Source organism: Kitasatospora sp. NPDC059088, from assembly GCF_042738155.1.
Classification (GTDB): domain Bacteria; phylum Actinomycetota; class Actinomycetes; order Streptomycetales; family Streptomycetaceae; genus Kitasatospora.
This window is the reverse complement of sequence record NZ_JBHYGR010000093.1, coordinates 1-21,957: the sequence shown is the minus strand read 5'-3', so window position 1 is coordinate 21,957 and position 21,957 is coordinate 1. Positions and strand designations below refer to the sequence as shown.

Below are 21,957 nucleotides of genomic sequence, written 5' to 3'. Positions count from 1 at the left end.
GGGCTGTCCCGCACGGTGGGGGGAGCCGCGCGGGACAGCGCCGCTTGCGTGGGGTCAGGCCTGGATCTGATTGCGCTCGCTGCGGTGGCTGATCGCGATCTTGCGGGGCTTGGCCTTCTCGGCGACCGGGATCTTCAGCGTCAGCACCCCGGCGTCGTAGTCGGCGCTGATCCCCTCGGGGTCGAGCGTGTCGGACAGCATGACCTGGCGGGAGAACACGCCGAGCGGACGCTCGGACAGCTCCCACTTCACGTCCTCACCCTCGTGGCGCGGACGGCGCTCGGCCTTGACGGTCAGCATGTTCCGCTCGACATCGATGTCGATCGCCTGCGGGTCCACCCCGGGCAGGTCGAAGGAGATCACGTACTCGTCGCCCACGCGGCAGGCGTCCAGCGGCATCGGGGCCGGACGCGACCAGGTGCCGTTCGTGCCCAGGAACTGCTGGGTCAGACGGTCCAGCTCGCGGAACGGGTCAGTGCGCATCAGCATCGCGAAACACCTCCATTGGATATGGGTTGCCAGTGCGCTTCACCTGAATCCGTTCTAGCATGTCATCCATCCGATGACAACTTCCCGAGCCATCCAGAGGATGACGCCCGGTGCGCGAGACACCCGCCCCGCCGACCCCCACCCGGACCGCGCGATCCGACTCGACACCCCCGACCGCCCACACCGAAGAACTCCGGCATGACAACGACCAGCGACGTACCTGATCACGCCACCGCTGAGCAACGCTGGCAGCGGCTCCAGGATCAGCTCGACCAGGTCGCCGACCGCACCCGCGCCGAGATCGACACCGCCATCGCCTCGATCGACGCCTGCCTCGCCCGACTCGCGGCCCTCCGCCAGCACCTCACCGACCGCCCGTGACACCCGAAGTAGGAGCCGCACACCCTCCACCGTTCGGAACCCGCCTGATGGTTGCCGGCGGCAGCACGCACGAGTCCGTGAGGTGCGGCGGTACCGAGTTCGCCCCTTCCGGTCGGCACGGCGGTGATGCTGTCATCGCCAAGCGCCCACGACAGACGCACGGCAGGTTCGCCCTCGCACAGGACCAGCCCCCTGGGCTCCAACCGCGCCGGAGCCGTCAGTGGTCGCCGAAGAAGATCTCCCTGACCTCGCGCCCGCGTAGTAGACGAGGACGTAGCCGGCCAGCGGGTCTGCCCGCCAGAGGCCGTCGAGCGAGTTGAGCGGCCAGGCCGATCAGCACGGCGGCCAGCAAACCGTCGGCCAGGGCACCCGGCCCTCGGTCCTGAGTGCTCGCCCAGGCCGAACGCACCGAACGTGGTGGTCGTCGCGGCGCTCCAGCCCGTGGAGGCCCCGGAGCCGTAGGCACTCCCCCAGCCGATAGGCGCTGTACGGGCTCTCCGCACGGCCGTAGATGCCGCGCTGCATGCCACCGTTCGTCATCGACGGCATCCTGGTCAGGCCAATCAAGGGCTGCCTGCCCGCAGCCGCTCGATCGCGAGGGCCTCACACCGGGCGGCGAGGTGCTCGAGTTCCAGGCCCACCATCTGGTCGTACGCTCGCAGTACCGCGAGGAGCAGGTGGCCGATGACACCGGACTCGATCCACTCGTCCCACCGCCGGCGGATCGTGGTCGCCGAACAGGCCCGGTCAGCGACCCTCTCGTAGCCCATCCCCGAGACCAGCGCCAGGACAAGCCGGCCGAACACGACCGCGTCCGCGATCCGCGGGTTGTGGCACCCCAGCGGGTGCGAATCGGGCCGGGCAGGGATCAGCCTCAGGAACTCCTCACGGACCGGGTCGATGATGGACGCGGGCACGACGGACACCAACCCCCCAGATGATCACATAGCGTAGGCAACTCCATGATCATCAAGCCTGCCTCCGTCGTGCCACCCTCTCCGTTTTGGCGTACCGGCCGACGCTCTACACGATGAAGCGGTGGATGGCGTCGTTGGCGTGGTCCTGGAACGACGGGTTGGCCAAGTCGGGGAAGATGTCCGCCTGGTCGACCAGGGGGCCCTTCAGCTTGTTGGCCGCGCTGGCGTAGAACACGCCGCTGGACAGGGTCGGGTCGGTGACACCGTCGACCAGTCGCTTCGCGCCGACCTCAAGCTTGTGGGAGATCCCCAGGGCGGGCAGGACGTACTTGGACGCCATGCGCAGCGGTAGGGCGATGTCGTTGGAGGCTTGGGTGCCGGTGGTGGCGCCGGGGCTCACGGTGATGAAGCGGCGGTCGGGGTGCTGGCGGGCCAGGTAGGCCATCCAGAGGGCCCCGATGTACTTGGCCTGCCCGAAGGCGAGGTTGAAGTCGGTCTTTCCGTCGGCGAAGTAGCTGCCGTCGATGACGGTGGCGAGTTCGTCGGCAGAGGTCGAGGCGAAGGACGGCCGCTTCATCCGCAGCATCGGCAGTCCCCTGGCTGCTTCGCTTCCGGCGAGGACCGCGACCTCGCCGAGCCGCCCCTCGGCCAGGAGTCCTTCGAGGAGCGCGACGTGGCCCAGAACGTTCGTCGCGAAGACCTTGGTGACCCCGTCGGCGGTCAACTCCATCGACCGCGGGCCGATGACGCCGGCGTTCATGACCAATGCGTCGACGGTTCCGTCGATGGCCGCAAGGCCGGCTCGGACCGAGCCCAGATCGGCGACGTCCATGACGACGATGTCGAAGATGCGCCGGCCGGTAGCGGCTTCGAGGTCGGCCTTTGCCGTTGTCGCCCGGTCTCGGTTGCGGCATGCCAGGTAGATGCGGGCCGTCTCCGGTCGCAGGGCCAGTTGCCGGGCCACGTCCTTGCCGATCCCGACGTTGGCGCCCGTGATCATCACGGTCTTTCCCGGGAGTGTGCTCATCGGGATTACCTCTCGTCTTCTGTGGGGCTGTTCAGGTGGGACGGCTCATGCTGCTTCGCGGGGCCGGTGCTGCGGTGGCGAGTCACGCGGCCCGCAAAGTGGGTTGCGCAACTCAGTCTGATCCCGGCCAGACTGGGCTGTCAAACTCAGAATCGCTACCATGGGTCCATGGCGAACAAGACGAACGACCGGCCGCGGCTCACCGCGAAGGGCGAGCGCGTCCGGGGCCGAATCGTGCAGGGGGCTGCGGCCTTGATCCACGAGCGCGGGGTCGCGGGTACCACCCTGGAAGACGTCAAGGGGGCAGCGGAGGTCAGCGGCTCGCAGCTCTACCACTACTTCCCCGACAAGAACGAGCTCCTCCAGGCGGTCATCGACCACCAGGCCGACACCCTCGTCCACCACAATCGGGAGGCGCTCAGCGGTGAAGACGGAGTCGCAGCCTGGCGGGACATGCTGATCGCCGGCGTGAAGCACAGCCAGGCAAAGGGCGGCTGCCCACTCGGTTCGCTCGGCGGTCAACTCGCCGAGAGCGATCCCGAGGCCCGAGCCCTCATCGCCGCCGGATTCGAGCGATGGTCAGCTGCCATCAGCGAAGGACTCCGGTCGCTTCACGCCGACGGGAAGCTCGCACCCGGCATCGACCCGGACGACCTCGCCACCACCATGCTCGCCACCCTGCAAGGCGGACTGCTACTCGCCCAGGTACAACGGAGCACGCGACCCTTGGAAGTTGCGCTCGACACCGTCCTCGCCCTTGCCATCCGGACCTGAGACCCGAAGACCGGTAGCCGGCTGTACTCCGCCATGGGCCACTGAACGATGCGTCGCAAGGCCGCCAGGGCCGCCTCCGCGCGCCATCCGACGACTCTGGCCGGGTCCCGCTCCCTGTGCATTCCTCAGGCTCATGTTCGCGTTGAGGCGGAGCGGCACGGCCCCCGCCGAGCGGCGGCGATGCGGTCCTCTACCTGAGGCACGGACGTCATCACCGTCCGTAGCCTGGTCCGACGACAGCCCTCGGGGATGCACCTCTCGATTGCCGTGCCCGGACAGCCGCACGGCCGAGGAAACCGAACCGACACCGGACGGCACCTCTGACGTCGGCGACTCGCCCCCCGAACACGGGCCGGGGATCGTCAGCGACCGCCCGGATTGCCGACCAGTACGCGGCTTCCCAGATGCTCGCTGCGGACTCGGTCTCCGGCGGATTCAGAGACTGGAGGAGGTCCAGAAGAAAGGCAAGCGAGGCATCCGGCAAGGGCGCCGGTCGGCTGGCCGCAGGGACACTACCCCGGCTCACACACCCGACGGAAGGCAGCCGGAGGCGCTACGGCCGAATTCCTGGAAGTAACTTCCATCAATCGGCCATCAATTGGAGATGTCCGCGGACTCATGCTTAAGGTGCCAGTCACTGCCACCAGTGACAGGCCGCGTAGCCGACGCTGAGCAGCACCGGCACCCCCGCCGCTCGGCCTCCGCGAAGGCCTCCGGCCCCCAGGGCCACCAGTCGACCGGATTGTCGGCGTGCTGCAGCAGGTACGGCGAGGTCGCGTCCGCGAGACGGTTCGGCATGGCCCCCATCCTCCCGCACGACGGGCCCCGTAGGCGTCAGGCTGCCCCGCCGGGCCGGCTTCCCCCGGGGCCGGGCCGACGGGCGTCGCGCCCTCGCCCGGGGCCGTGGGGCCCCGGGCGGGAGGGGCTACTCCTTGGGGGCTTCCGGCTCCTCCGTGAAGTTGACCTTCTTGAACTGGCGGTTCATCGACTTGGCCAGGAACCACGTCGCCACGCCGAGGGCGGCGAAGACGACGAAGCCGAGGAGACCGGGGGTGACCTTGGCGTCGTCGACGGCGAGGTCAGCGGCGAGGTGGACGAGGTTCACGGGGGCGCTCATATCTCTATGGTGGCCCGGCTCACGCCGAGCCGGGCCGTCGGGGGTGGGTCAGTCGCGCGCGTCGGCGGCCTCGGCCGCCAGGGTGGGGGTGCGCAGTCCGGCGAACAGGTCGTCCTCCGGGAGGTCCACGTCGATCAGGGTACGGGCGAGCTCGTAGTCCTCGGTGGGCCAGACCTCGCGCTGGACGTCGAGCGGGACGCGGAACCACGGGCCGTCCGGGTCGATCTGGGTGGCGTGGGCGATCAGCGCGCGGTCGCGGGTCTCGAACCAGTCGTCGCAGCGCACCCGGGTGGTGATCTCGCGCTCCTGGCGGCCGCTCTTCTCCCAGCCCGCGATCCACTCGCCGTACGGGGAGTCGTGCCCGTGCTCGGTGAGGTACTGGTGCAGGGCGCGGATGCGGCCCATCGGGAAGCCGTGGTTGTAGTAGAGCTTGAGCGGCTGCCAGGGCTCGCCGGCCTCGGGGTAGGCGTCCGGGTCGCCGGCGGCGTCGAAGGCCAGCATGGTGATCTTGTGGGTCATGATGTGGTCCGGGTGCGGGTAGCCGCCGTTCTCGTCGTAGGTCGTGATGACCTGCGGCTTGAACTCACGGATCAGCCGGACCAGCGGCTCGGCCGCCTCCTTGACGTCCTCCAGGGCGAAGCAGCCCTCGGGCAGCGGGGGCAGCGGGTCGCCCTCCGGCAGGCCGGAGTCCACGAAGCCCAGCCAGGCCTGCTTGACGCCGAGGATCGCCCGCGCCTCGTCCATCTCCTTGCGGCGCACCTCGTGGATGTTCTCCTCGACGTACGGGTCCCCCTGCAGCTTGGGGTTGAGGACCGACCCGCGCTCGCCCCCGGTGCAGGTGGCCACGAGCACGTCCACACCGTGCTCGACGTACATGGCCATGGTGGCCGCGCCCTTGCTGGACTCGTCGTCCGGGTGGGCGTGCACCGCCATCAGTCGCAACTGCTCAGTCAACGCCTTGCGTTCCTTCCACATCGTCGGGCGTTCCGCGAAGTCCGGTCTGCCCACCGTACGAACCGCTCACTTCGGGACCACGTCGCCGCGGGGCCGGCCTGCGGCAGGTCTCCGGCACGGCCGGGCCCCGCCCCCGCCGGACCGGCCGCGGGCGTGCCCCTCCTATAGTGACGGAATGGAGGTCCGTCGCATTCCCCCGCACCACCCGCGCGGCTCCTCCCGAGGAGAGGACGGAGTCCGATGACTGCACAGAGCACCGCGACGCAGCTGCCCGAGGGGCGCTACGGCCGGAGGGGCGACGGCGAGTCGGACCGTCGGCTCAAGGTGGTCGGCGCGGTCTGCGGCGTGCTCGGCCTGGGGCTGATCGCCTGGCTGGGCGGCTCCTACCTGCTGCGCGAGTCGAAGATCAACGGCTCGGTGCCGACCTTCCAGGTGCTCTCCGACTCCGAGGTGCAGCTGCACCTCAGCGTGCGCAAGAGCGACGGGACGGCCGGCACCTGCACGGTCCGTTCGCAGGGCGACGACCACGGGGTGGTCGGGGTGGCCGACTTCCCGGTCCCCGCGGCCGGGTCCAGCTACGAGGCCACCGTCACCCTGCGCACCACCGCCCGCGGCACCACCGCCGAGCTGCTCGGCTGCACCCCGGCGAAGTAACGGCGCGGCACGCGGAGTCCACCCGGCGGAGCAGCGGGGACGTAGCGGGGCCGTGGCGGGGCCGTGGCGGGAAAGCGGCCGGAACGCAGCGGGTACGCATACTCACCCGCCGGAACGGGCATCCGTAGGAAGTCCCGCAGCCGGTTGCCGTACACCGTGGCGCAACGCCACCGTCAATGCCGCGCCAACGCCTCTCCCGCTTGTCCGCAGGACTTGTTAGGCTCGTGGTTTCGCCCCTTCCGCACCGGATGGTACGGGAGCGGGCGTTGCTTTGTAGTTACGACCAATATCATCGTCGACCCTGCTGACGACTCACACCCTCAGCTCAGCCCCAGCACCTACGAGGAGCACCCGTGACCCAGACCAGCGAGAACGTGACCTGGCTCACTCAGGCCGGCTACGACCAGCTCAAGGCCGAGCTGGATCACCTGACCGGGCCCTGGCGCATCGAGATCGCCCAGAAGATCGAGGCGGCGCGCGAGGAGGGCGACCTCAAGGAGAACGCCGGCTACCACGCGGCGAAGGAGGAGCAGGGCAAGCAGGAGCTGCGCATCCGCCAGCTGACCCAGCTGCTGGAGCGCGCCAAGGTCGGCGAGGCCCCGGCCGACTCCGGCGTGGTGGCCCCGGGCATGGTCGTCACGGTCGCGTTCGACGGTGACGAGGACGACCTGATGGAGTTCCTGCTCGCCTCGCGCGAGGTCGCGGGCGCCGACGCCGTCGACGTCTACTCGCCGCAGTCGCCGCTCGGCCGCGCGATCGACGGCAAGAAGATCGGTGACGAGGCCACCTACGAGCTGCCGAACGGCAAGCCCGCCATGGTGAAGATCGTCAAGGTCGTGCCGCACGCCGGCTGACCCGGCCCCGAGCAGCACCGCCGGAGGGCGGTTGCGGAGTCCGTAGGGGACTCCGCAACCGCCCTCACGCATCTCCGGCCGACGGAAGCAGAAGACGTCAGAGCCGGACCGTAGGCCGAAAGCGCAGCCGCGGCCGCGCCGCTCAGCCCGCCGCCGAGCGGTACTTGCGCACCGACAGCCACGAGAACACCGCCGTGATCACCACCGACCACAGCACCGACACCAGCGCCGCGTGCTGCATCGGCCAGGCGCTGTCCACCGGGCCGACCTGGTTGCCGAAGAGGTCCCGGCAGGCCTGCACGGTCGCGCTGAACGGGTTCCAGTAGGCGACGCCCTGCAGCCACCCCGGCATCGAGCTGACCGGCACGAAGGCGTTGGAGATGAAGGTCAGCGGGAACAGCCAGATCAGCCCGGCCGAGGTGGCCGCCTCGGGGCTGCGCACCGAGAGGCCGATCAGCGCGCCGATCCAGGAGAAGGCGTAGCCGAGCAGGAGCAGCAGCCCGAAGGCGCCGAGCGCCTTGAGCACCCCCTCGTGGATCCGCCAGCCGACCAGCAGCGCGACCAGCGCCAGCACGACGAGCGTGAAGGCGGTCTGGCACAGGTCCGCGAGGGTGCGGCCGACCAGCACCGCGGAGCGGGCCATCGGCAGCGAGCGGAAGCGGTCCACCAGGCCCTTGGTCATGTCCTCCGCGATGCCGGCCGAGGCGCCGGCGACGGCGAAGGTGACGGTCTGGGCGAAGATGCCGGCCATCAGGAACTGGATGTACGTGTGGGAGCTGGAGTTCGTCCCGGGGATCTTGATCGCCCCGCCCATGACGTACGAGAACAGCAGCACGAACATGACCGGCTGCATGAGCCCGAACACCACGATCTCGGGGATCCGGGACATCCTGCGCAGGTTGCGCTTGGCGACCACCCAGGAGTCGTGCAGGGTCGCGGACAGGCCCCGGCGGGGCGTCGGCATGGCCGCGCCGATGGCGTGCTCGGTGGAGGTGCTCATCTCAGCGCTCCGTTCCGGCCGCGACGGCCTGCTGCTCGTCGGGCCCCTGGCCCCCGCCGTCGGCACCGTCCGCGCCGCCCGCGCCGCCGCCCGAGGAGCCGCGGCCGCGACCGCCCCGGCCGCGGCCCTTCGCACCGCCGCCGTCCTCCTCGGCCGACTCGGCGATGTGGCCGGTGAGGGTGAGGAAGACGTCGTCCAGGGTGGGGCGGCGCAGGCCGATGTCGTCGATCTCGATGCCCCGGCCGTCCAGTTCGCGGATCACGTCGGCGAGCACCCGGGCGCCGCCGCTGACCGGCACGGTGATCCGCCGGGTGTTCTTCTCCACCGCGGGCTCGCCCAGCGCGTACCCGGACAGGGCCGCGACCGCGTCCGTGACCAGGCCCGGGTCGTGCACCACGACCTCGATCCGCTCGCCGCCGATCTGCGCCTTGAGCTGGTCGGCGGTGCCGCGGGCGATCACCCGGCCGTGGTCGACCACCGCGATGTCGTGGGCGAGCCGGTCGGCCTCCTCCAGGTACTGGGTGGTGAGCAGCAGCGTGGTGCCCTGCTCGACCAGGGTCTCGATGACCTCCCAGAGCGCGAGCCGGTTGCGCGGGTCGAGCCCGGTGGTCGGCTCGTCGAGGAACATCACCGGCGGCCGGACGACCAGCGCGGCGGCGAGGTCGAGGCGGCGGCGCATGCCCCCGGAGTAGGTCTTGGCGGTGCGGTCCTTGGCCTCGGTGAGGTTGAACCACTCCAGCAGCTCCAGCGCGCGGGCCTTCGCGCTGCGGGTGCTCATCTGGTACAGCTCGCCGACCATGGTGAGGTTCTCGAAGCCGGTCAGGTACTCGTCGACCGCCGCGTACTGGCCGGACAGCCCGATCAGGCTGCGGACCTTGTTGGGGTGCTTGAGGACGTCGACCCCGGCGACCACCGCGTGGCCGGAGTCGGGACGGAGCAGGGTGGTGAGGACGCGCACGGTGGTGGTCTTCCCGGCGCCGTTCGGGCCGAGCAGCCCGAGCACCGTGCCCTCGGGGACGTCGAGGCTGACGCCGTCCAGGGCTCGTACGTCGCCGAAGGTCTTCACCAGGTTCTCGGCTTGGATGGCTGGCGCCATGGCCTGCCTCATCTCCTCGGACGAATGGAGCGATCTGTCCCACTTTGCCCCCCGTTCGGGCGCGTGGGCGACTCGGTTCTCGGCCACCGACACAGAACGCGATGTATCGCGATCCTGGCAACTCGCGATACATCGCGTCAAGCGAATTCGGGGAACCGCCCGCGGGGGCTCAGCCGGAGACCACGTACCCCGCGTCCCGCAGCTCCCCCACCACCAGCGCGCAGTGCTCCGGCCCCTTGGTCTCCAGGTGCAGGTCCACCTCGACCTCGGTGAGCCCCAGCCGGGGGTCGATCCGGACGTGCGCGACGTCCAGCACATTGGCGTCCACCCTGGTCAGCACCCCCAGCAGGTCCGCCAGCGAGCCCGGCTTGTCCGCCAGCCGCACCCGCAGCGACAGGTAGCGCCCGGCCGCCGCCAGCCCGTGCCGCAGCACCCGCTGCATCAGCTGCGGGTCGATGTTGCCGCCGGAGAGCACCGCCACCACCGGGCCCTCGAACGAGTCCGGCTGCTCCAGCAGCGCCGCGATCGGGGCCGCCCCGGCCGGTTCGACCACCAGCTTGAGCCGCTCCAGGCCGAGCAGCAGGGCCCGGGACAGCGCGTCCTCGGAGACCGTGCGGATACCGTCCGCCAAGGTGTTGACCACCTCGAACGGGATGTCCCCGGGGCGCCCGACCATGATCCCGTCGGCCATCGTGGCGAACTGCTCCAGCGAGGGCGGGTACGCGGCCGCGGCCGCCGCCTGCACCCCGACCACCCGGACGTCCGGCCGCAGCGGCTTGACCGCCGCCGCGATCCCGGCCAGCAGCCCGCCGCCGCCCACCCCGACCAGGATGGTGCGCACCTCGGGGCACTGCTCCAGGATCTCCAGGCCGACGGTCGCCTGGCCGGTGACCACGTCCCAGTGGTCGAAGGGGTGGATGAACACCGCGCCGGTCGCCTCCGCGTACCGCTGCGCGGCCTGCAGCGCCTCGTCGACGGTGTCGCCGTGCAGCCGGACCTCGGCGCCGTACTCGCGGGTGGCGGCGACCTTCGGCAGCGGCGCCGCGACCGGCATGAACACGGTCGAGCGCACCCCCAGCAGCGAGGCCGCCAGGGCCACCCCCTGGGCGTGGTTCCCGGCGCTCGCCGCGACCACCCCGCCGGCCCGCTGCACCGGCGAGAGCCCCGCGATCCGCACGTACGCCCCGCGCAGCTTGAAGGAGCCGGTGCGCTGGAGGTTCTCGCACTTGAGGTGGACCGGCGCGCCGATCAGCCCGGACAGGTGGCGGCTGCCCTCCATCGGGGTCACCCGGGCGACCCCGGCGAGCATCTTCTGGGCGCCGCGGACGTCGTCGAGGGTGATCGGCCAGTTGTGCATGATCCCAGCCTAGGGGCCAACCCGGGACGTCGGGCCTGTTCCCGGGCCCGCTCCGCCCGCGTACGCTGCTGCTTCTGAGCTTCTCTCACCGCATGACGATCGTGAGCCGCGATGACGACGACCTCGCCCCAGGCCACCGACCGAACCGAGCCCGTCCACACCCAACTCCAGTACCAGCTGGCGGTGTTCGCCCGCCGGATGGAACAGGTCCGCACCTCCGGCGGCGGCGTGGCCGTGCTGGACCGGGCCGCCTACCTGCTGCTCGACCGCCTGGAGCGGCACGGGCCGGCCAACGTCAAGGCGCTGGCCGACGCGCTCGGCGTGGACTCCTCCACGGTGACCCGCCAGGTCGCCCCGCTGGTCGCGGCCGGGCTGGTCGGCCGGGTGCAGGACCCGGCCGACCGCCGCGCGGTACGGCTCGCGCTGACCGCCTGCGGCACCGGCCGACTCGCCGAAGTCCGGGACGGCCGGGCCGAGTTGACCCGCCGCCTGACGGCCGACTGGCCGCCCGAGGAGCAACAGGCGTTCTGCGCCCTGCTGGCCCGCTTCAACCTCGCGATGGAGTCGTACACGGCGGACCAGCAGGGCCACTGACCCCCTTAGCCCAGCGCCTGGGTGAGGTCGGCCAGCAGGTCGTCGATCGACTCGATGCCGACCGAGACGCGCACCAGGTCGGCCGGCACCTCCAGCGGCGAACCGGCCGCCGAGGCGTGGGTCATCCGGCCCGGGTGCTCGATCAGCGACTCCACGCCACCCAGCGACTCGCCCAGGGTGAACAGCCGCGCGCGGTTGCAGACCTCGACGGCCGCCTCCTCGCCGCCGGCGACCCGGAACGAGACCATGCCGCCGAAGGCCTTCATCTGCTTGGCGGCGATGTCGTGGCCGGGGTGCTCGGGCAGGCCCGGGTAGAGCACCTGGCTGACCTTGGGGTGGCCCGCCAGCAGCTCGGCGACCTTCTCCGCGTTGGAGCTGTGCCGGTCCATCCGGACGCCCAGGGTCTTGATGCCGCGCAGCACCAGCCAGGCGTCGAACGGCCCGGAGACGGCGCCCATCGCGTTCTGGTGGTACGCGACCTCCTCGCCGAGGCCCGCCTCGGCGAGCACCAGCGCACCGCCGACCACGTCCGAGTGGCCGCCCATGTACTTGGTGGTGGAGTGCACGACCGCGTCCGCTCCGAGCGCGATCGGCTGCTGCAGGTACGGGCTGGCGAAGGTGTTGTCGACCACCAGCAGCGCCCCGGCACCGTGCGCGACCTCGGCCAGCCCGGCCAGGTCGGTGATGCCGAGCAGCGGGTTGGACGGGGTCTCGACCCACACCGCGCGGGTGTTGGGGCGCAGCGCGGCGCGGACGTCGTCCAGCTTCTGGGTGTTGGCGACGGAGAACTCGACGCCCCAGCGGGTCAGCACCTTGGCGAACAGCCGGAAGGTGCCGCCGTAGGCGTCGTTGGGGATCACGATGTGGTCGCCCGGCTTGAGGATGGTGCGCAGCAGGGTGTCCTCGGCCGCCAGGCCGGAGGCGAAGGCGAGGCCGCGGGCGCCGCCTTCGAGGGCCGCGAGGCACTCCTCCAGCGCGGTGCGGGTGGGGTTGGCGCTGCGGCTGTACTCGTAGCCGCCCCGCAGGCCGCCCACCCCGTCCTGCTTGTAGGTGGACACCTGGTAGATCGGCGTGACGACGGCCCCGGTCTGGGGGTCTGCTTCCTGACCCGCGTGGATGGCGAGGGTCTCGAAGCCCTGGGGAAGCTGGTGCTCGGTCATGGCTCCGAGCCTAACGGCCGTACCGCCGTGCGCCTGCCGGAATGCCCGGACCTCCCGGACCGGACCCCCGGAGTCCGCCGGGCCGGATCCCCGGAATCCGCCGGACCGGATCCCGGGAGCCGCCCGAGCCGGAATCCGCGGGCCGTCCGGTGCGTTGAATCCTGGGCAACCCTCCCTACCCCGATGGAGCAGGCCGTGCTGTTCGACCGCCACAAGACCTCGCTCGTCCCCGCCGACCAGGCGCTGCCCGGCCGCCCGGCCCCGGCCTTCGCCCTGACCGAGCCCCACACCGTCCTCGGCCACCCGCTGACCGGCCCGTACCCGCAGGGGCTGGAGGTGGCCGACTTCGGGCTGGGCTGCTTCTGGGGCGCCGAGCGCACGTTCTGGCGGCTGCCCGGCGTCTGGACGACGCTGGTCGGCTACCAGGGCGGCCACACGCCGAACCCGACGTACGAGGAGGTGTGCAGCGGGCTGACCGGGCACACCGAGGCGGTCCGGGTGGTCTTCGACCCCGCGGTGGTGTCCTACGAGCGGCTGTTGAAGGCCTTCTGGGAGGCCCACGACCCGACCCAGGGCAACCGCCAGGGCAACGACGTGGGCACCCAGTACCGCTCCGCGCTGTACACCCACTCCCCCGCCCAGGCCGCCGCCGCGGCCGCCACCCGGGACGCCTTCCAGCCCGCCCTGACCGCGCTCGGTCACGGCCCGATCACCACCGAGATCGCCGAGGCCGGCCCGTTCTACCCGGCCGAGCCGTACCACCAGCAGTACCTGTCGGACGCCAAGAACCCCAACGGCTACTGCGGTCTCGGCGGCACCGGCGCCTCCTGCCCGATCGGGGTGGCCCGCACCCAGGGCTGACCGCCCGCCGTCGGGCCGGCCGGGCGCCCGCCACCCCGGCCCGGCGCCCGCTACCCGAGGTGACCGTTCCCCGGGGCGGGCGCAGACTGGAAGGGCCAGCAAGGGCGGCCCGGCCACCTGTTGGCGGCCGGGCCGTTCCTCGTGAGAGGAGTGCGCCATGTCCGGTCTGGTCCGCATGAGTTTCGAGGCTCCCGAGGAGGTCCGCCCGTTCGAGGACGGCTCGGGGGAGCTGCGGCTGGTCAACCTGGACGGCGGCCCGGTCGGCCGGGCCGTGTTCCAGCCGGGGTGGCAGTGGTCCAAGCACGTGAAGCCGATCGCGGGGACGGACAGCTGCCGGGCGGCGCACCTGGGGTACGTGGTCTCCGGCCGGATGCGGATCGTCATGGACGACGGCGAGCAGGCCGACTACGGCCCGGGCGACTTCATGATCTGCCCGCCCGGCCACGACGCCTGGATCCTGGGCGACGAGCCGTGCGTGATCGTGGACTGGCAGGGCTTCGCGGACTACGCGAAGCGGTGAACGCGGCCGCCCGCCGCCTCGGGCGGGCCGAGGGGCGGGCGGAAGCAGCGGTGCTGAGCTGGAACGCCGGGGCGGGAACGTCCGGGCGGGAGCGGGTCAGACCGCGCTGCCGGCCTTCCAGTCGGCCCAGCCGAGGTTCCAGCCGTTCAGGCCGTTGTCCGGGGCCACGGTCTTGTCCCCCGAGTTCCGGACCTCGACGACGTCGCCGACCATCGAGGACTTGTAGAACTTGAAGCCGTCCGTGCTGCTGTCCTGGGCGCCCTTGGCGTCCTGGAGGCCGACGCAGCCGTGGCTGGTGTTCTGCCCGCCGAAGATCGACGACGGCGACCAGTAGTTGCCGTGGATGAAGGTGCCCGAGGTGGTGAGGCGCTGGGCGTGCGGCACGTCGGCGATGTCGTACTCGCTGCCCAGGTTGACGGTCTGCGAGTTCATCCGGGTCTGGGTGAACTGCTCGGAGATCACCATCTTGCCGCCCCAGGTGGTGTGCTCGGAGGAGCCGCCGGAGATCTTGTAGACGGCGCTGACCTGGCCGTCCGTGGTGACGGTGAGCTTCTTGGTGGCGAGGTCGGCGACGCTGGTCTGGGCCCGGCCGATGGTGAAGGCGACGTCCTTGGACTGGGTGCCGTAGACGCCCTTCGCGCCCTCGACGTCCTTGAGCCGGAGCTTGAGGGTGACCTTGGTGCCCTTGGCCCAGTACTCCTGCGGCCGGAAGTCGAGGCGGGTGCTGGAGAACCAGTGCCCGACGATCTCGACGCCCGGCTCCGCTATCACGGTGATCGCCGACTGGACGGCCTTCTTGTCCGTGATCGGCTTGCTGAAGTTGATCGAGACCGGCATGCCGACGCCGACCGTCGAGCCGTCCTCGGGGGTGAAGTAGCCGACGAAGGTGTTGGCCGGGGTCGCCGTGGTGAAGCTGGCGTTGGCGTCCGCCTCCAGCTTGTCCTTGTCGACGCCGCTGGCGGTCACGGCGTACTTGGTACCGCTGGCCGGGGCCGCGGCCGAGGTCCAGCTGGTGTTGTCGCTGGAGAGCTGGCCGGCCAGCTCCTTGCCGGTGGAGTCGGTGACCTTGACGTTGGTCAGGGTGCCGCCCGCGACGGTGACCTTGACCGGCTCGCTGAAACTCGCGCCGGTGGTGCCGTCCGCGGGGGTGACGGTGATCACGGCCGTCGAGGTCTTCGGCGCGCTGCTGCCGCCGCCGGAACCCGGGGTGCCGCCGCCGTTGCCGGAGCCGCCGTTGCCACCACCGCCGCCGCCGCTGTTGTCGTTGCAGGCCGCGAGCAGCAGGACCGGCGCGCCGATCAGGCCCGCGAGCACTCCGCGTCGGCTCCAGTTGACTCCGGCCACCCGCCCCTGACCGTCCCGTGCCGTCACGTCGCGTCTCCCTGCTGATCATCCCGGGCAATTACGGATACAGAAACGCAATCCGGCCGCTCACGGTTCCACCATCGAAGGGTAAGCGATCGTATGAGATGACCCAACTTCCCGCTGAGCATGGACAAAACACCCGGTCCGCCGGGGGCGGACCGGGTGTTCAGGGGTGGTGACGGCGCGAACGGCCGTTACTCGGCGGACTCCTCCACGGAGTACTCGTCCCACTCCTCGTTCTCGGGGTCGAACTCGGTCTGCGCCGACTCCCAGGTCGCCGAGGCGAGCTCCACGCCCGGGACGTCGCCGAGCAGCGCGACCGGGTCGATGAAGTGGGCGAGCGAACCCGAGGGGTCCACCTCGATGGCGTCGACGGACTGGGCGCGCTCCTCGTCGTCGAGGTACTCGTCCCCGGCGACCTGCTGCAGGGCCGCGGCCTTGAGCGCGCCCTCGTCGGTGATCTCCGCGATGAGCTCGATCTTGAGCTTGACGTAGCGCGGGGCGTCGGTCGTTTCAGTGCTGGTCATGCCAGCGAGCGTACGGGACCACGGACACCCCGGCGTGCACGGAAGGGGCCGGCCCCTCGGAACAGGACCGGCCCCGCCGTGCTCCGGACCGGCTCCCCCACCCGGGAGCCGCGGAGCCGCGCCGTGACGGCGCGGTGATCGCCCGTGGGAGCCGCCGCACCCTGTCGACCGGCCGGAGCCGGGCAGGGTCGGGACGACGGCGCCCCCACGGAGGGGCCCCTCCCTCCGAATCAACGGTCGGGGAGGGCGGACACGGCGGCCGGGTCAGGACCGTCCGACGTGACCGGAGCCGGCCGCGGTCACCGGGGAGCCGCTCCCGGTGGACCACTGCCGTCTCGCGCGGCGTCTTGCCGTTGACCACCACGATGCCGGAGCCGTGTTAACCACGTGCTGCGGGCAGGTGACGCCGGTGTACCACTTCGCGCGTGGACGAATCCTCCGGATCCGGCCGCGGGCGGGGCGGGGTGAGCGGTCGTCAGTGCGCGCCGCGGGTGGTCAGGTAGCCCAGCAGGTCCTGGCGGGTGACGATGCCCTGCGGCTTGCCCTCCACCAGCACGACCGCCGCGTCGGCCTTCTCCAGCACGGTCATCAGGTTGGTGACGGTCTCGCCCGAGCCGACCACCGGCAGCGGCTTGGACATCACCTTGTCCAGCGTGTCGGTCAGCTCGATCTCCTTGGCGAAGATGCCCTCCAGCAGCAGCTTCTCCACCACGGAGCCGATCACCTCGCCGGCCATGATGTCCGGGTGCCCGGCGCCCGGGGAGACCACCGGCATCTGCGAGACGCCGTACTCGCGCAGCACCCGGACCGCCTCGGCGACCGTCTCGTTCGGGTGCATGTGGACGAACTGCGGGACGCCGCCCTGCTCGATGCCCTCCTTGCGGACCAGCACCTCGCTGATGTGGGCCTCGTCGGTGGCCGAGGGCAGGAAGCCGTAGTCGGCCATCCAGTCGTCGTTGAAGATCTTCGACAGGTAGCCGCGGCCGCCGTCCGGCAGCAGCACCACGACGACGTCGTCCGGCCCGAGCTTCTTGGCGACCTCCAGCGCGGCCACCACGGCCATCCCGCAGGAGCCGCCGACCAGCAGGCCCTCCTCCTTGGCGAGGCGGCGGGTCATCTGGAACGAGTCCTTGTCGGAGACGGCGACGATCTCGTCCGCGACGCCGCGGTCGTAGGCGGTCGGCCAGAAGTCCTCACCGACGCCCTCGACCAGGTACGGACGGCCGGTGCCGCCCGAGTAGACCGAGCCCTCCGGGTCCGCGCCGACGACCTTGACCTTGCCGCCGGACGCCTCCTTGAGGTAGTTGCCGGTGCCGGAGATGGTGCCGCCGGTGCCGACGCCCGCCACGAAGTGGGTGATCTTCCCCTCGGTCTGCTCCCACAGCTCCGGGCCGGTGGAGTGGTAGTGCGAGGCCGGGTTGTCCGGGTTGGAGTACTGGTCCGGCTTCCAGGCGTTCGGGGTCTCGCGGACCAGGCGGTCGGAGACGTTGTAGTAGGAGTCCGGGTGCTCCGGGGCGACGGCGGTCGGGCAGACCACGACCTCGGCGCCGTACGCGCGCAGGGTGTTGATCTTGTCGGTGGACACCTTGTCCGGACAGACGAAGATGCACTTGTAGCCCTTCTGCTGGGCCACGATCGCCAGGCCGACGCCCGTGTTGCCGGAGGTCGGCTCCACGATCGTGCCGCCCGGCTTGAGGGCGCCCGAGGCCTCGGCGGCCTCGATCATGCGCATCGCGATGCGGTCCTTCACCGAGCCACCGGGGTTGAAGTACTCGACCTTGGCCAGCACTGTCGCGGTGATGCCCTCGGTGACCTTGTTCAGCTTGACCAGTGGCGTGTTGCCGACCAGGTCGATGATCGAGTTGTGGTACCGCACGGGGGTCCTCCCGGTCTATGGGCATGCGAGTGCATTCGGTACTGCAAAGCCTAGGGCGTGCCACGTGCCCCAGCCCTCCCTTCCCGCACTCCCCCCACCGCTGCCGCGCTCCCCCAATGGCCCACCCCCGACCGCGCCCCCGGTACTCCCGCCCTCCGCGCGGGTAAGAGCGCTGTGCAGGCATGGCCGTGTCCCCGGAGGGGGCGGCACGAGGACGCGAAGGGGGCACCGGATGCCAGGGGCACAGGACTCGCGGGCCCGGGTGGCCCGTCGGATCGCCACCGCGGCGGCGTACGGCGGGGGCGGGCTCGGACTGCTCGGCGTGGGCCTGGTGGGCCTGCTGCTGACCGAGAGCAAACTCGCCGTCCAGGCCATCGGCGTCCTGGAGACCGTCCCGCCCAAGGCCGACGGCGTCTACGGCGAGGCCTTCGCCGACGGCGCCGCGCCGCCGCGCCCGCCGCTCGTGCTGGCCGTCCTCGGCGACTCCACCGGCGCCGGCCTGGGCGTGGCCCGCGGCCGGGAGACCCCGGGCGCGCTGCTGGCCGCCGGTCTGGCCTCGGTCGCCGAGCGCCCGGTGCGGCTGGTCAACGTGGCCCGCTCCGGCGGCCGCTCGGCCGACCTCTCCGGCCAGCTGGAACGGGCCCTGCGGCACCGCCCGGACGTCGCCGTGATCATCGTCGGGGCCAACGACGTGACCCGGCACAGCCCGGCCCAGCTCGCCGTCCGCCAGCTCGGCGAGGCCGTCGCCGCGCTGCGCGCCAACGGCTGCGAGGTGGTGGTGGGCACCTGCCCGGACCTCGGGACGATCAAGCCGGTACGCCCGCCGCTGCGCTGGGTGGCCCGGCGGCTGAGCCGCCAGCTGGCCGCCGCGCAGACCATCGCGGTGGTGGAGGCGGGCGGGCGCACCGTCTCGCTGGGCTCGCTGCTCGGCCCGGAGTTCGCCGCCCGCCCGGAGATGTTCGCCGCCGACCGCTACCACCCCTCGGCCCAGGGCTACGCCACCGCCGCGATGGCCGTGCTGCCCTCGGTCTGCGCCGCGCTGGACCTGTGGCCGGAGGAGGAGCGCCCGAGCACCGCCCGCCCCGGCGGGGCGGCACTGCCGGGCGAGACGGTGCTGCCGGGCGAGACGGTGCTGCCGGTCGCGGTGGCCGCCGCGGCCGCGGCCGACCGGGCGGGCACCGAGGTCGCGGCCGTGGACCCGGGGGGCCCGGGCCGGCGCTGGGCCCTGCTGCGCCACCGGCTGCGGGTCGGCCCGGACGCGGCCCCGGAGCCCGGCCCGGTGCCCGGCAACACGTCGGCCAGCTCACACGCCGGGGCCGGTGACGACTGAGCTACCAAGCGGTAACTTTCCTCCCGGACCGCCAGGTCCGCCGTCACCCAGCGAGGAGCCCGCAATGCCCGAAGCCGTCATCGTCAGCGCCACCCGTTCGCCGATCGGCCGGGCGTTCAAGGGCTCCCTCAAGGACGTCCGCCCGGACGACCTGACCGCCCACGTCATCCAGGCCGCCCTGGCCAAGGTCCCGCAGCTCGACCCGCGCGAGATCGACGACCTGATGCTCGGCTGCGGCCTCCCGGGCGGCGAGCAGGGCCACAACCTGGCCCGCATCGTGGCCGTGCAGATGGGCATGGACTACCTGCCCGGCGCCACCATCACCCGCTACTGCTCCTCCTCCCTGCAGACCACGCGGATGGCACTGCACGCGATCAAGGCCGGCGAGGGCGACGTCTTCATCTCGGCCGGCGTCGAGACCGTGTCGCGCAGCGTCAACGGCACCTCGGACGGCATGCCGGGCACCATGAACCCGCTCTTCGACGACGCCCAGGCCCGCACCAAGAAGCGCGCCGAGGAGGGCGGCGGCGAGTGGCACGACCCGCGCGCGGACGGCCTGGTGCCGGACGCCTACATCGCGATGGGCCAGACCGCGGAGAACCTGGCCGCGCTCAAGGGCATCACCCGCGCCGACCAGGACGAGTTCGGCGTCCGCTCGCAGAACCTCGCCGAGGCCGCCATCAGGGCCGGCTTCTGGGAGCGCGAGATCACCCCGGTCACCCTGCCGGACGGCACCGTGGTCAGCACCGACGACGGCCCGCGCGCCGGAGTCACCCTGGAGGGCGTCTCCGGCCTCAAGCCGGTCTTCCGCCCCGACGGCACCGTCACCGCCGGCAACTGCTGCCCGCTGAACGACGGCGCGGCCGCGCTGGTCATCATGTCCGACACCAAGGCCCGCGAGCTCGGCATCACCCCGCTCGCCCGGGTGGTCTCCACCGGCGTCAGCGCCCTCTCCCCCGAGATCATGGGCTACGGCCCGGTCGAGGCCTCCAAGCAGGCGCTCCGACGGGCCGGCCTGACCATCGACGACATCGACCTGGTCGAGATCAACGAGGCCTTCGCGGCCCAGGTCATCCCGTCCTACCGCGACCTCGGCGTCGACCTGGACAAGCTGAACGTCAACGGCGGCGCCATCGCCGTCGGCCACCCCTTCGGCATGACCGGCGCCCGGATCACCACCACGCTGATCAACTCCCTGCAGTGGCACGACAAGCAGTTCGGTCTGGAGACCATGTGCGTCGGCGGCGGCCAGGGCATGGCGATGGTCATCGAGCGCCTCAGCTGACGCTCCCCCCGCGCTCCGAAGGGTCTGGACCACCCGTTTGGAGTGACCGTGGGTAATTGAGGGCCGGATCACACCGAGAGGTCGATCCGGCCCTCTTTCCGGTCGTTTCCGGCCCGGGGATCGACACTGCGGAGCGGATCAACTCCACTGCGTAGAACGGTGTTACCTAACAATTTGGGGACAAGAGCGAAAGTCCCGGACTAATTAGACATTCGCCACTGCGGTAACAGCCCCGGATGGGGCAGTGTGGACACGTAACCCCGTTCCGCTCCTCGCTAGGAGTACGTTCCGTGAGCGTCGTCTACACCACCCTGCTGCTGATCCTGATCACCGTGTCGACCGCCGTGCTGCTGCGCCTCCGGGGCATCTCCCGGCGGCTGGACGCACAGGCGGCGGCCCAGACCGGGCCCGCACCGGTGGACGAGGCCGCGATACGCCGGGCCGTCGCCGAGGCCCTGGCCGCCGACCGCGAGCGGGAGATCACCGAGGCCCGGGCCTTCTGGGCCGAGCAGGAGGCCCGCGCGGCCGAGGACGCCCCGCTGTTCGACTCCCCCTTCGCCGGGGCGCCCTTCACCGAGGCACTGGCCGGCACCGACGAGTGGCCGCTGTTCTTCCCCCGCCCCACCGGCCCGCAGGACGCCGCCGACAACGCCGGGACGATGGACCCGGAGTTCGGCGAGGCGCTGCGCTCCGCGCTGGAGGACCTGATCACCGAGGGCGGCACCGGCCCGGCCGAGCCGGGCACCGAGGGCGGCACCCCGCTGCGCCCCGGCCACCCGGCCGGCGAGCCCACCAAGGACGCCCGCGCCCGCCGCGAGGCCGACCTGCTGGCCACCGGCCTGGAGGCCGGGCTGCTGGACGCCGAGCCGCTCGTGGAGGAGGCCCCGGTCGCCGCCCCCGACCCGCGCCGCCACCCCTCCCACCCCGACTTCGTACCGAGCCAGGCGCCCTCCCGGGAGTGGACCGACACCCGGCTCGCCGCCCTCGCCGAGGAGGCCGTCGCCCTGACCGACGTCCGCCCGGGCCCGCTCGGCACCCTGGACGTGTACGCCTTCGCCGACGGCACCACGCTGTGCGTGGCCCCGGGCGACCGGGAGGCCGCCTACCGGCTGATCGACGCGGTCCGTGCCGGTGAGCACGTCCGACTGCTCGGCGGCTCGCGGTTCTCCGGCTCCTACTCGCTGACCTTCTCCACCGACGAGGAAGCCGTCTACGTGCTCGCCGACCGGGTGGTCGCCAGCATCTGACCGGACCTCAGTCGCGCAGCAGGACCGAAGGCCGCCCGGGTCGCGGGGTTACCGACCCGGGCGGCCTTCGGCGTGTCCGGCTCCCGGCGGGCCAGGTGGCTCAGCCGCAGAGCGAGGCCGTCTCCCGCACCGCGGCCACCGCCCCGGCCAGCAGCTCGTCCACCGCCACCGGCCCGTCCGGCAGCGCCACCACGGCCCCCTCCGGCAGCGCCGCGAGCGCGGCCGCCAGGTCGTGCCCGGCGACGGCCAGCTGGTCCCCCGCCGCGAAGGCCCCGGCGTCCGGGAACTCCCGCTCCGGCCCGCCCTCCACGGCCAGCGCCAGCGCGGCCAGCCGCCGGGCCAGCGCCAGCACGGCCGCCGCCCGCGAGGCGTGCCCGGGCACGGCGCCCAGCAACTTGCTCTGCGGCAGCGAGCGGAAACGATCCGCCAGTCCGTCGACGGCTACGACCAGGGGCTGTACGTCATGCATGGGGAGGAGCCTAGGGCCTGTCCGGCGGATCTTGGCAGATCAGCGCGCGGCGTTGGGCGCCCGGCTGGGCGTGCGCCCGAGTCGGCCTCGTACTGGACGTACT

Annotated in this window: 22 protein-coding genes and 2 pseudogenes; 10 read left to right on the top strand and 14 right to left on the bottom strand. The window is 71.8% G+C overall.

The features are described from left to right. Positions 1-54 precede the first annotated feature (54 nt). A complete protein-coding gene (locus ACFWXO_RS31815) occupies positions 55-489 on the bottom strand; it encodes an Hsp20/alpha crystallin family protein (protein ID WP_380528128.1) in 435 nt (144 codons plus the stop codon). A 198-nt stretch (positions 490-687) separates the two neighbouring features. Between ACFWXO_RS31815 and ACFWXO_RS31810 the strand changes: the two genes are divergently transcribed. After that, complete coding sequence (locus ACFWXO_RS31810) at positions 688-870, top strand: hypothetical protein (RefSeq protein WP_380528125.1); 183 nt, start codon at positions 688-690, stop codon at positions 868-870. 611 nt (positions 871-1,481) lie between these two features. Here the strand turns inward: ACFWXO_RS31810 and ACFWXO_RS31805 are convergent. Next, a pseudogene (locus ACFWXO_RS31805) lies at positions 1,482-1,796 on the bottom strand (IS5/IS1182 family transposase); the annotation flags it as partial. Positions 1,797-1,893: 97 nt separating this feature from the next. Continuing rightward, the gene (locus ACFWXO_RS31800) at positions 1,894-2,814 is read right to left on the bottom strand and encodes an SDR family NAD(P)-dependent oxidoreductase (protein ID WP_380528122.1); all 921 of its coding nucleotides are present in this window, start codon (positions 2,812-2,814) and stop codon (positions 1,894-1,896) included. 168 nt (positions 2,815-2,982) lie between these two features. On the opposite strand from ACFWXO_RS31800, the gene ACFWXO_RS31795 reads away from it, so the two are divergent. Beyond that, on the top strand, positions 2,983-3,588 hold the full coding sequence (locus ACFWXO_RS31795) for a TetR/AcrR family transcriptional regulator (RefSeq protein ID WP_380528119.1): 606 nt from the start codon (positions 2,983-2,985) through the stop codon (positions 3,586-3,588). A gap of 643 nt (positions 3,589-4,231) precedes the next feature. On the opposite strand, the pseudogene ACFWXO_RS31790 reads toward ACFWXO_RS31795, so the two are convergent. The 3 genes and pseudogenes from ACFWXO_RS31790 to mca form a co-directional block, all read right to left on the bottom strand. Continuing rightward, positions 4,232-4,386, bottom strand: a pseudogene (locus tag ACFWXO_RS31790) (DUF255 domain-containing protein); the annotation flags it as partial. A gap of 127 nt (positions 4,387-4,513) precedes the next feature. Then, a complete protein-coding gene (locus tag ACFWXO_RS31785) occupies positions 4,514-4,705 on the bottom strand; it encodes a hypothetical protein (RefSeq protein ID WP_375884569.1) in 192 nt (63 codons plus the stop codon). A 48-nt stretch (positions 4,706-4,753) separates the two neighbouring features. Further along, positions 4,754-5,659 (bottom strand): mycothiol conjugate amidase Mca, encoded by a 906-nt coding sequence (gene mca, locus ACFWXO_RS31780; protein WP_375884567.1) that lies wholly within the window; start codon positions 5,657-5,659, stop codon positions 4,754-4,756. A 240-nt stretch (positions 5,660-5,899) separates the two neighbouring features. Between mca and ACFWXO_RS31775 the strand changes: the two genes are divergently transcribed. Further along, entirely contained in the window at positions 5,900-6,313 is a 414-nt protein-coding gene (locus ACFWXO_RS31775) for a DUF4307 domain-containing protein (protein ID WP_375884564.1), read from the top strand. Between the two features lie 353 nt (positions 6,314-6,666). Beyond that, positions 6,667-7,167: a transcription elongation factor GreA gene (gene greA, locus ACFWXO_RS31770; protein WP_375884562.1), complete on the top strand. Its 501-nt coding sequence runs from the start codon at positions 6,667-6,669 to the stop codon at positions 7,165-7,167. Between the two features lie 142 nt (positions 7,168-7,309). Here greA and ACFWXO_RS31765 read toward each other — a convergent pair whose 3' ends face one another. The 3 genes from ACFWXO_RS31765 to ilvA all read right to left on the bottom strand — a co-directional run bounded on the left by ACFWXO_RS31765 (position 7,310) and on the right by ilvA (position 10,620). After that, a complete protein-coding gene (locus ACFWXO_RS31765) occupies positions 7,310-8,167 on the bottom strand; it encodes an ABC transporter permease (protein WP_375884559.1) in 858 nt (285 codons plus the stop codon). 1 nt (position 8,168) lies between these two features. Next, a complete protein-coding gene (locus tag ACFWXO_RS31760; protein ID WP_380528112.1) occupies positions 8,169-9,263 on the bottom strand; it encodes an ATP-binding cassette domain-containing protein in 1,095 nt (364 codons plus the stop codon). Positions 9,264-9,432: 169 nt separating this feature from the next. After that, complete coding sequence (gene ilvA, locus ACFWXO_RS31755; RefSeq protein WP_380528109.1) at positions 9,433-10,620, bottom strand: threonine ammonia-lyase; 1,188 nt, start codon at positions 10,618-10,620, stop codon at positions 9,433-9,435. Positions 10,621-10,731: 111 nt separating this feature from the next. Between ilvA and ACFWXO_RS31750 the strand changes: the two genes are divergently transcribed. Continuing rightward, complete coding sequence (locus tag ACFWXO_RS31750) at positions 10,732-11,214, top strand: MarR family winged helix-turn-helix transcriptional regulator (RefSeq protein ID WP_380407231.1); 483 nt, start codon at positions 10,732-10,734, stop codon at positions 11,212-11,214. Between the two features lie 5 nt (positions 11,215-11,219). Here the strand turns inward: ACFWXO_RS31750 and ACFWXO_RS31745 are convergent, their stop codons facing one another. Further along, a complete protein-coding gene (locus ACFWXO_RS31745) occupies positions 11,220-12,374 on the bottom strand; it encodes a cystathionine gamma-synthase (RefSeq protein WP_375884549.1) in 1,155 nt (384 codons plus the stop codon). A gap of 183 nt (positions 12,375-12,557) precedes the next feature. Between ACFWXO_RS31745 and msrA the strand changes: the two genes are divergently transcribed. Further along, a complete protein-coding gene (gene msrA, locus ACFWXO_RS31740) occupies positions 12,558-13,235 on the top strand; it encodes a peptide-methionine (S)-S-oxide reductase MsrA (RefSeq protein ID WP_375884546.1) in 678 nt (225 codons plus the stop codon). Between the two features lie 157 nt (positions 13,236-13,392). Continuing rightward, positions 13,393-13,755: a cupin domain-containing protein gene (locus ACFWXO_RS31735; RefSeq protein ID WP_375884543.1), complete on the top strand. Its 363-nt coding sequence runs from the start codon at positions 13,393-13,395 to the stop codon at positions 13,753-13,755. 96 nt (positions 13,756-13,851) lie between these two features. On the opposite strand, the gene ACFWXO_RS31730 is transcribed toward ACFWXO_RS31735, so the two are convergent. From ACFWXO_RS31730 to ACFWXO_RS31720, 3 genes are all read right to left on the bottom strand, one after another. Next, on the bottom strand, positions 13,852-15,126 hold the full coding sequence (locus tag ACFWXO_RS31730; protein WP_380528103.1) for an Ig-like domain-containing protein: 1,275 nt from the start codon (positions 15,124-15,126) through the stop codon (positions 13,852-13,854). Between the two features lie 188 nt (positions 15,127-15,314). Further along, positions 15,315-15,647, bottom strand: coding sequence for a hypothetical protein (locus ACFWXO_RS31725; protein WP_375884538.1), 333 nt, complete (start codon positions 15,645-15,647; stop codon positions 15,315-15,317). 475 nt (positions 15,648-16,122) lie between these two features. Then, entirely contained in the window at positions 16,123-17,523 is a 1,401-nt protein-coding gene (locus tag ACFWXO_RS31720; protein WP_375884535.1) for a cystathionine beta-synthase, read from the bottom strand. Between the two features lie 232 nt (positions 17,524-17,755). On the opposite strand from ACFWXO_RS31720, the gene ACFWXO_RS31715 reads away from it, so the two are divergent. The 3 genes from ACFWXO_RS31715 (at position 17,756) to ACFWXO_RS31705 (ending at position 21,385) form a co-directional block, all read left to right on the top strand. Further along, positions 17,756-18,853: an SGNH/GDSL hydrolase family protein gene (locus ACFWXO_RS31715; RefSeq protein ID WP_380528098.1), complete on the top strand. Its 1,098-nt coding sequence runs from the start codon at positions 17,756-17,758 to the stop codon at positions 18,851-18,853. A gap of 64 nt (positions 18,854-18,917) precedes the next feature. Then, complete coding sequence (locus ACFWXO_RS31710; RefSeq protein ID WP_380528095.1) at positions 18,918-20,138, top strand: acetyl-CoA C-acetyltransferase; 1,221 nt, start codon at positions 18,918-18,920, stop codon at positions 20,136-20,138. 290 nt (positions 20,139-20,428) lie between these two features. Continuing rightward, positions 20,429-21,385: a hypothetical protein gene (locus ACFWXO_RS31705; RefSeq protein ID WP_375884529.1), complete on the top strand. Its 957-nt coding sequence runs from the start codon at positions 20,429-20,431 to the stop codon at positions 21,383-21,385. Positions 21,386-21,485: 100 nt separating this feature from the next. On the opposite strand, the gene ACFWXO_RS31700 is transcribed toward ACFWXO_RS31705, so the two are convergent. After that, positions 21,486-21,854 carry a hypothetical protein gene (locus ACFWXO_RS31700; RefSeq protein WP_380528092.1) on the bottom strand — a complete coding sequence of 123 codons (369 nt, stop codon included), beginning with the start codon at positions 21,852-21,854 and terminating at the stop codon, positions 21,486-21,488. Positions 21,855-21,957 lie beyond the last annotated feature (103 nt).

Coding starts and splice junctions, on each gene's coding strand:
- ACFWXO_RS31765 (WP_375884559.1), bottom strand. CDS start 8,167: ATGAGCACCTCCACCGAGCACGCCATCGGCGCGGCCATGCCGACGCCC.
- ACFWXO_RS31710 (WP_380528095.1), top strand. CDS start 18,918: ATGCCCGAAGCCGTCATCGTCAGCGCCACCCGTTCGCCGATCGGCCGG.
- ACFWXO_RS31760 (WP_380528112.1), bottom strand. CDS start 9,263: ATGGCGCCAGCCATCCAAGCCGAGAACCTGGTGAAGACCTTCGGCGAC.
- ACFWXO_RS31700 (WP_380528092.1), bottom strand. CDS start 21,854: ATGCATGACGTACAGCCCCTGGTCGTAGCCGTCGACGGACTGGCGGAT.
- ACFWXO_RS31795 (WP_380528119.1), top strand. CDS start 2,983: ATGGCGAACAAGACGAACGACCGGCCGCGGCTCACCGCGAAGGGCGAG.
- ACFWXO_RS31810 (WP_380528125.1), top strand. CDS start 688: ATGACAACGACCAGCGACGTACCTGATCACGCCACCGCTGAGCAACGC.
- ACFWXO_RS31750 (WP_380407231.1), top strand. CDS start 10,732: ATGACGACGACCTCGCCCCAGGCCACCGACCGAACCGAGCCCGTCCAC.
- ACFWXO_RS31715 (WP_380528098.1), top strand. CDS start 17,756: ATGCCAGGGGCACAGGACTCGCGGGCCCGGGTGGCCCGTCGGATCGCC.
- ilvA (WP_380528109.1), bottom strand. CDS start 10,620: ATGCACAACTGGCCGATCACCCTCGACGACGTCCGCGGCGCCCAGAAG.
- ACFWXO_RS31815 (WP_380528128.1), bottom strand. CDS start 489: ATGCTGATGCGCACTGACCCGTTCCGCGAGCTGGACCGTCTGACCCAG.
- ACFWXO_RS31785 (WP_375884569.1), bottom strand. CDS start 4,705: ATGAGCGCCCCCGTGAACCTCGTCCACCTCGCCGCTGACCTCGCCGTC.
- ACFWXO_RS31745 (WP_375884549.1), bottom strand. CDS start 12,374: ATGACCGAGCACCAGCTTCCCCAGGGCTTCGAGACCCTCGCCATCCAC.
- ACFWXO_RS31725 (WP_375884538.1), bottom strand. CDS start 15,647: ATGACCAGCACTGAAACGACCGACGCCCCGCGCTACGTCAAGCTCAAG.
- msrA (WP_375884546.1), top strand. CDS start 12,558: ATGGAGCAGGCCGTGCTGTTCGACCGCCACAAGACCTCGCTCGTCCCC.
- ACFWXO_RS31775 (WP_375884564.1), top strand. CDS start 5,900: ATGACTGCACAGAGCACCGCGACGCAGCTGCCCGAGGGGCGCTACGGC.
- ACFWXO_RS31735 (WP_375884543.1), top strand. CDS start 13,393: ATGTCCGGTCTGGTCCGCATGAGTTTCGAGGCTCCCGAGGAGGTCCGC.
- ACFWXO_RS31800 (WP_380528122.1), bottom strand. CDS start 2,814: ATGAGCACACTCCCGGGAAAGACCGTGATGATCACGGGCGCCAACGTC.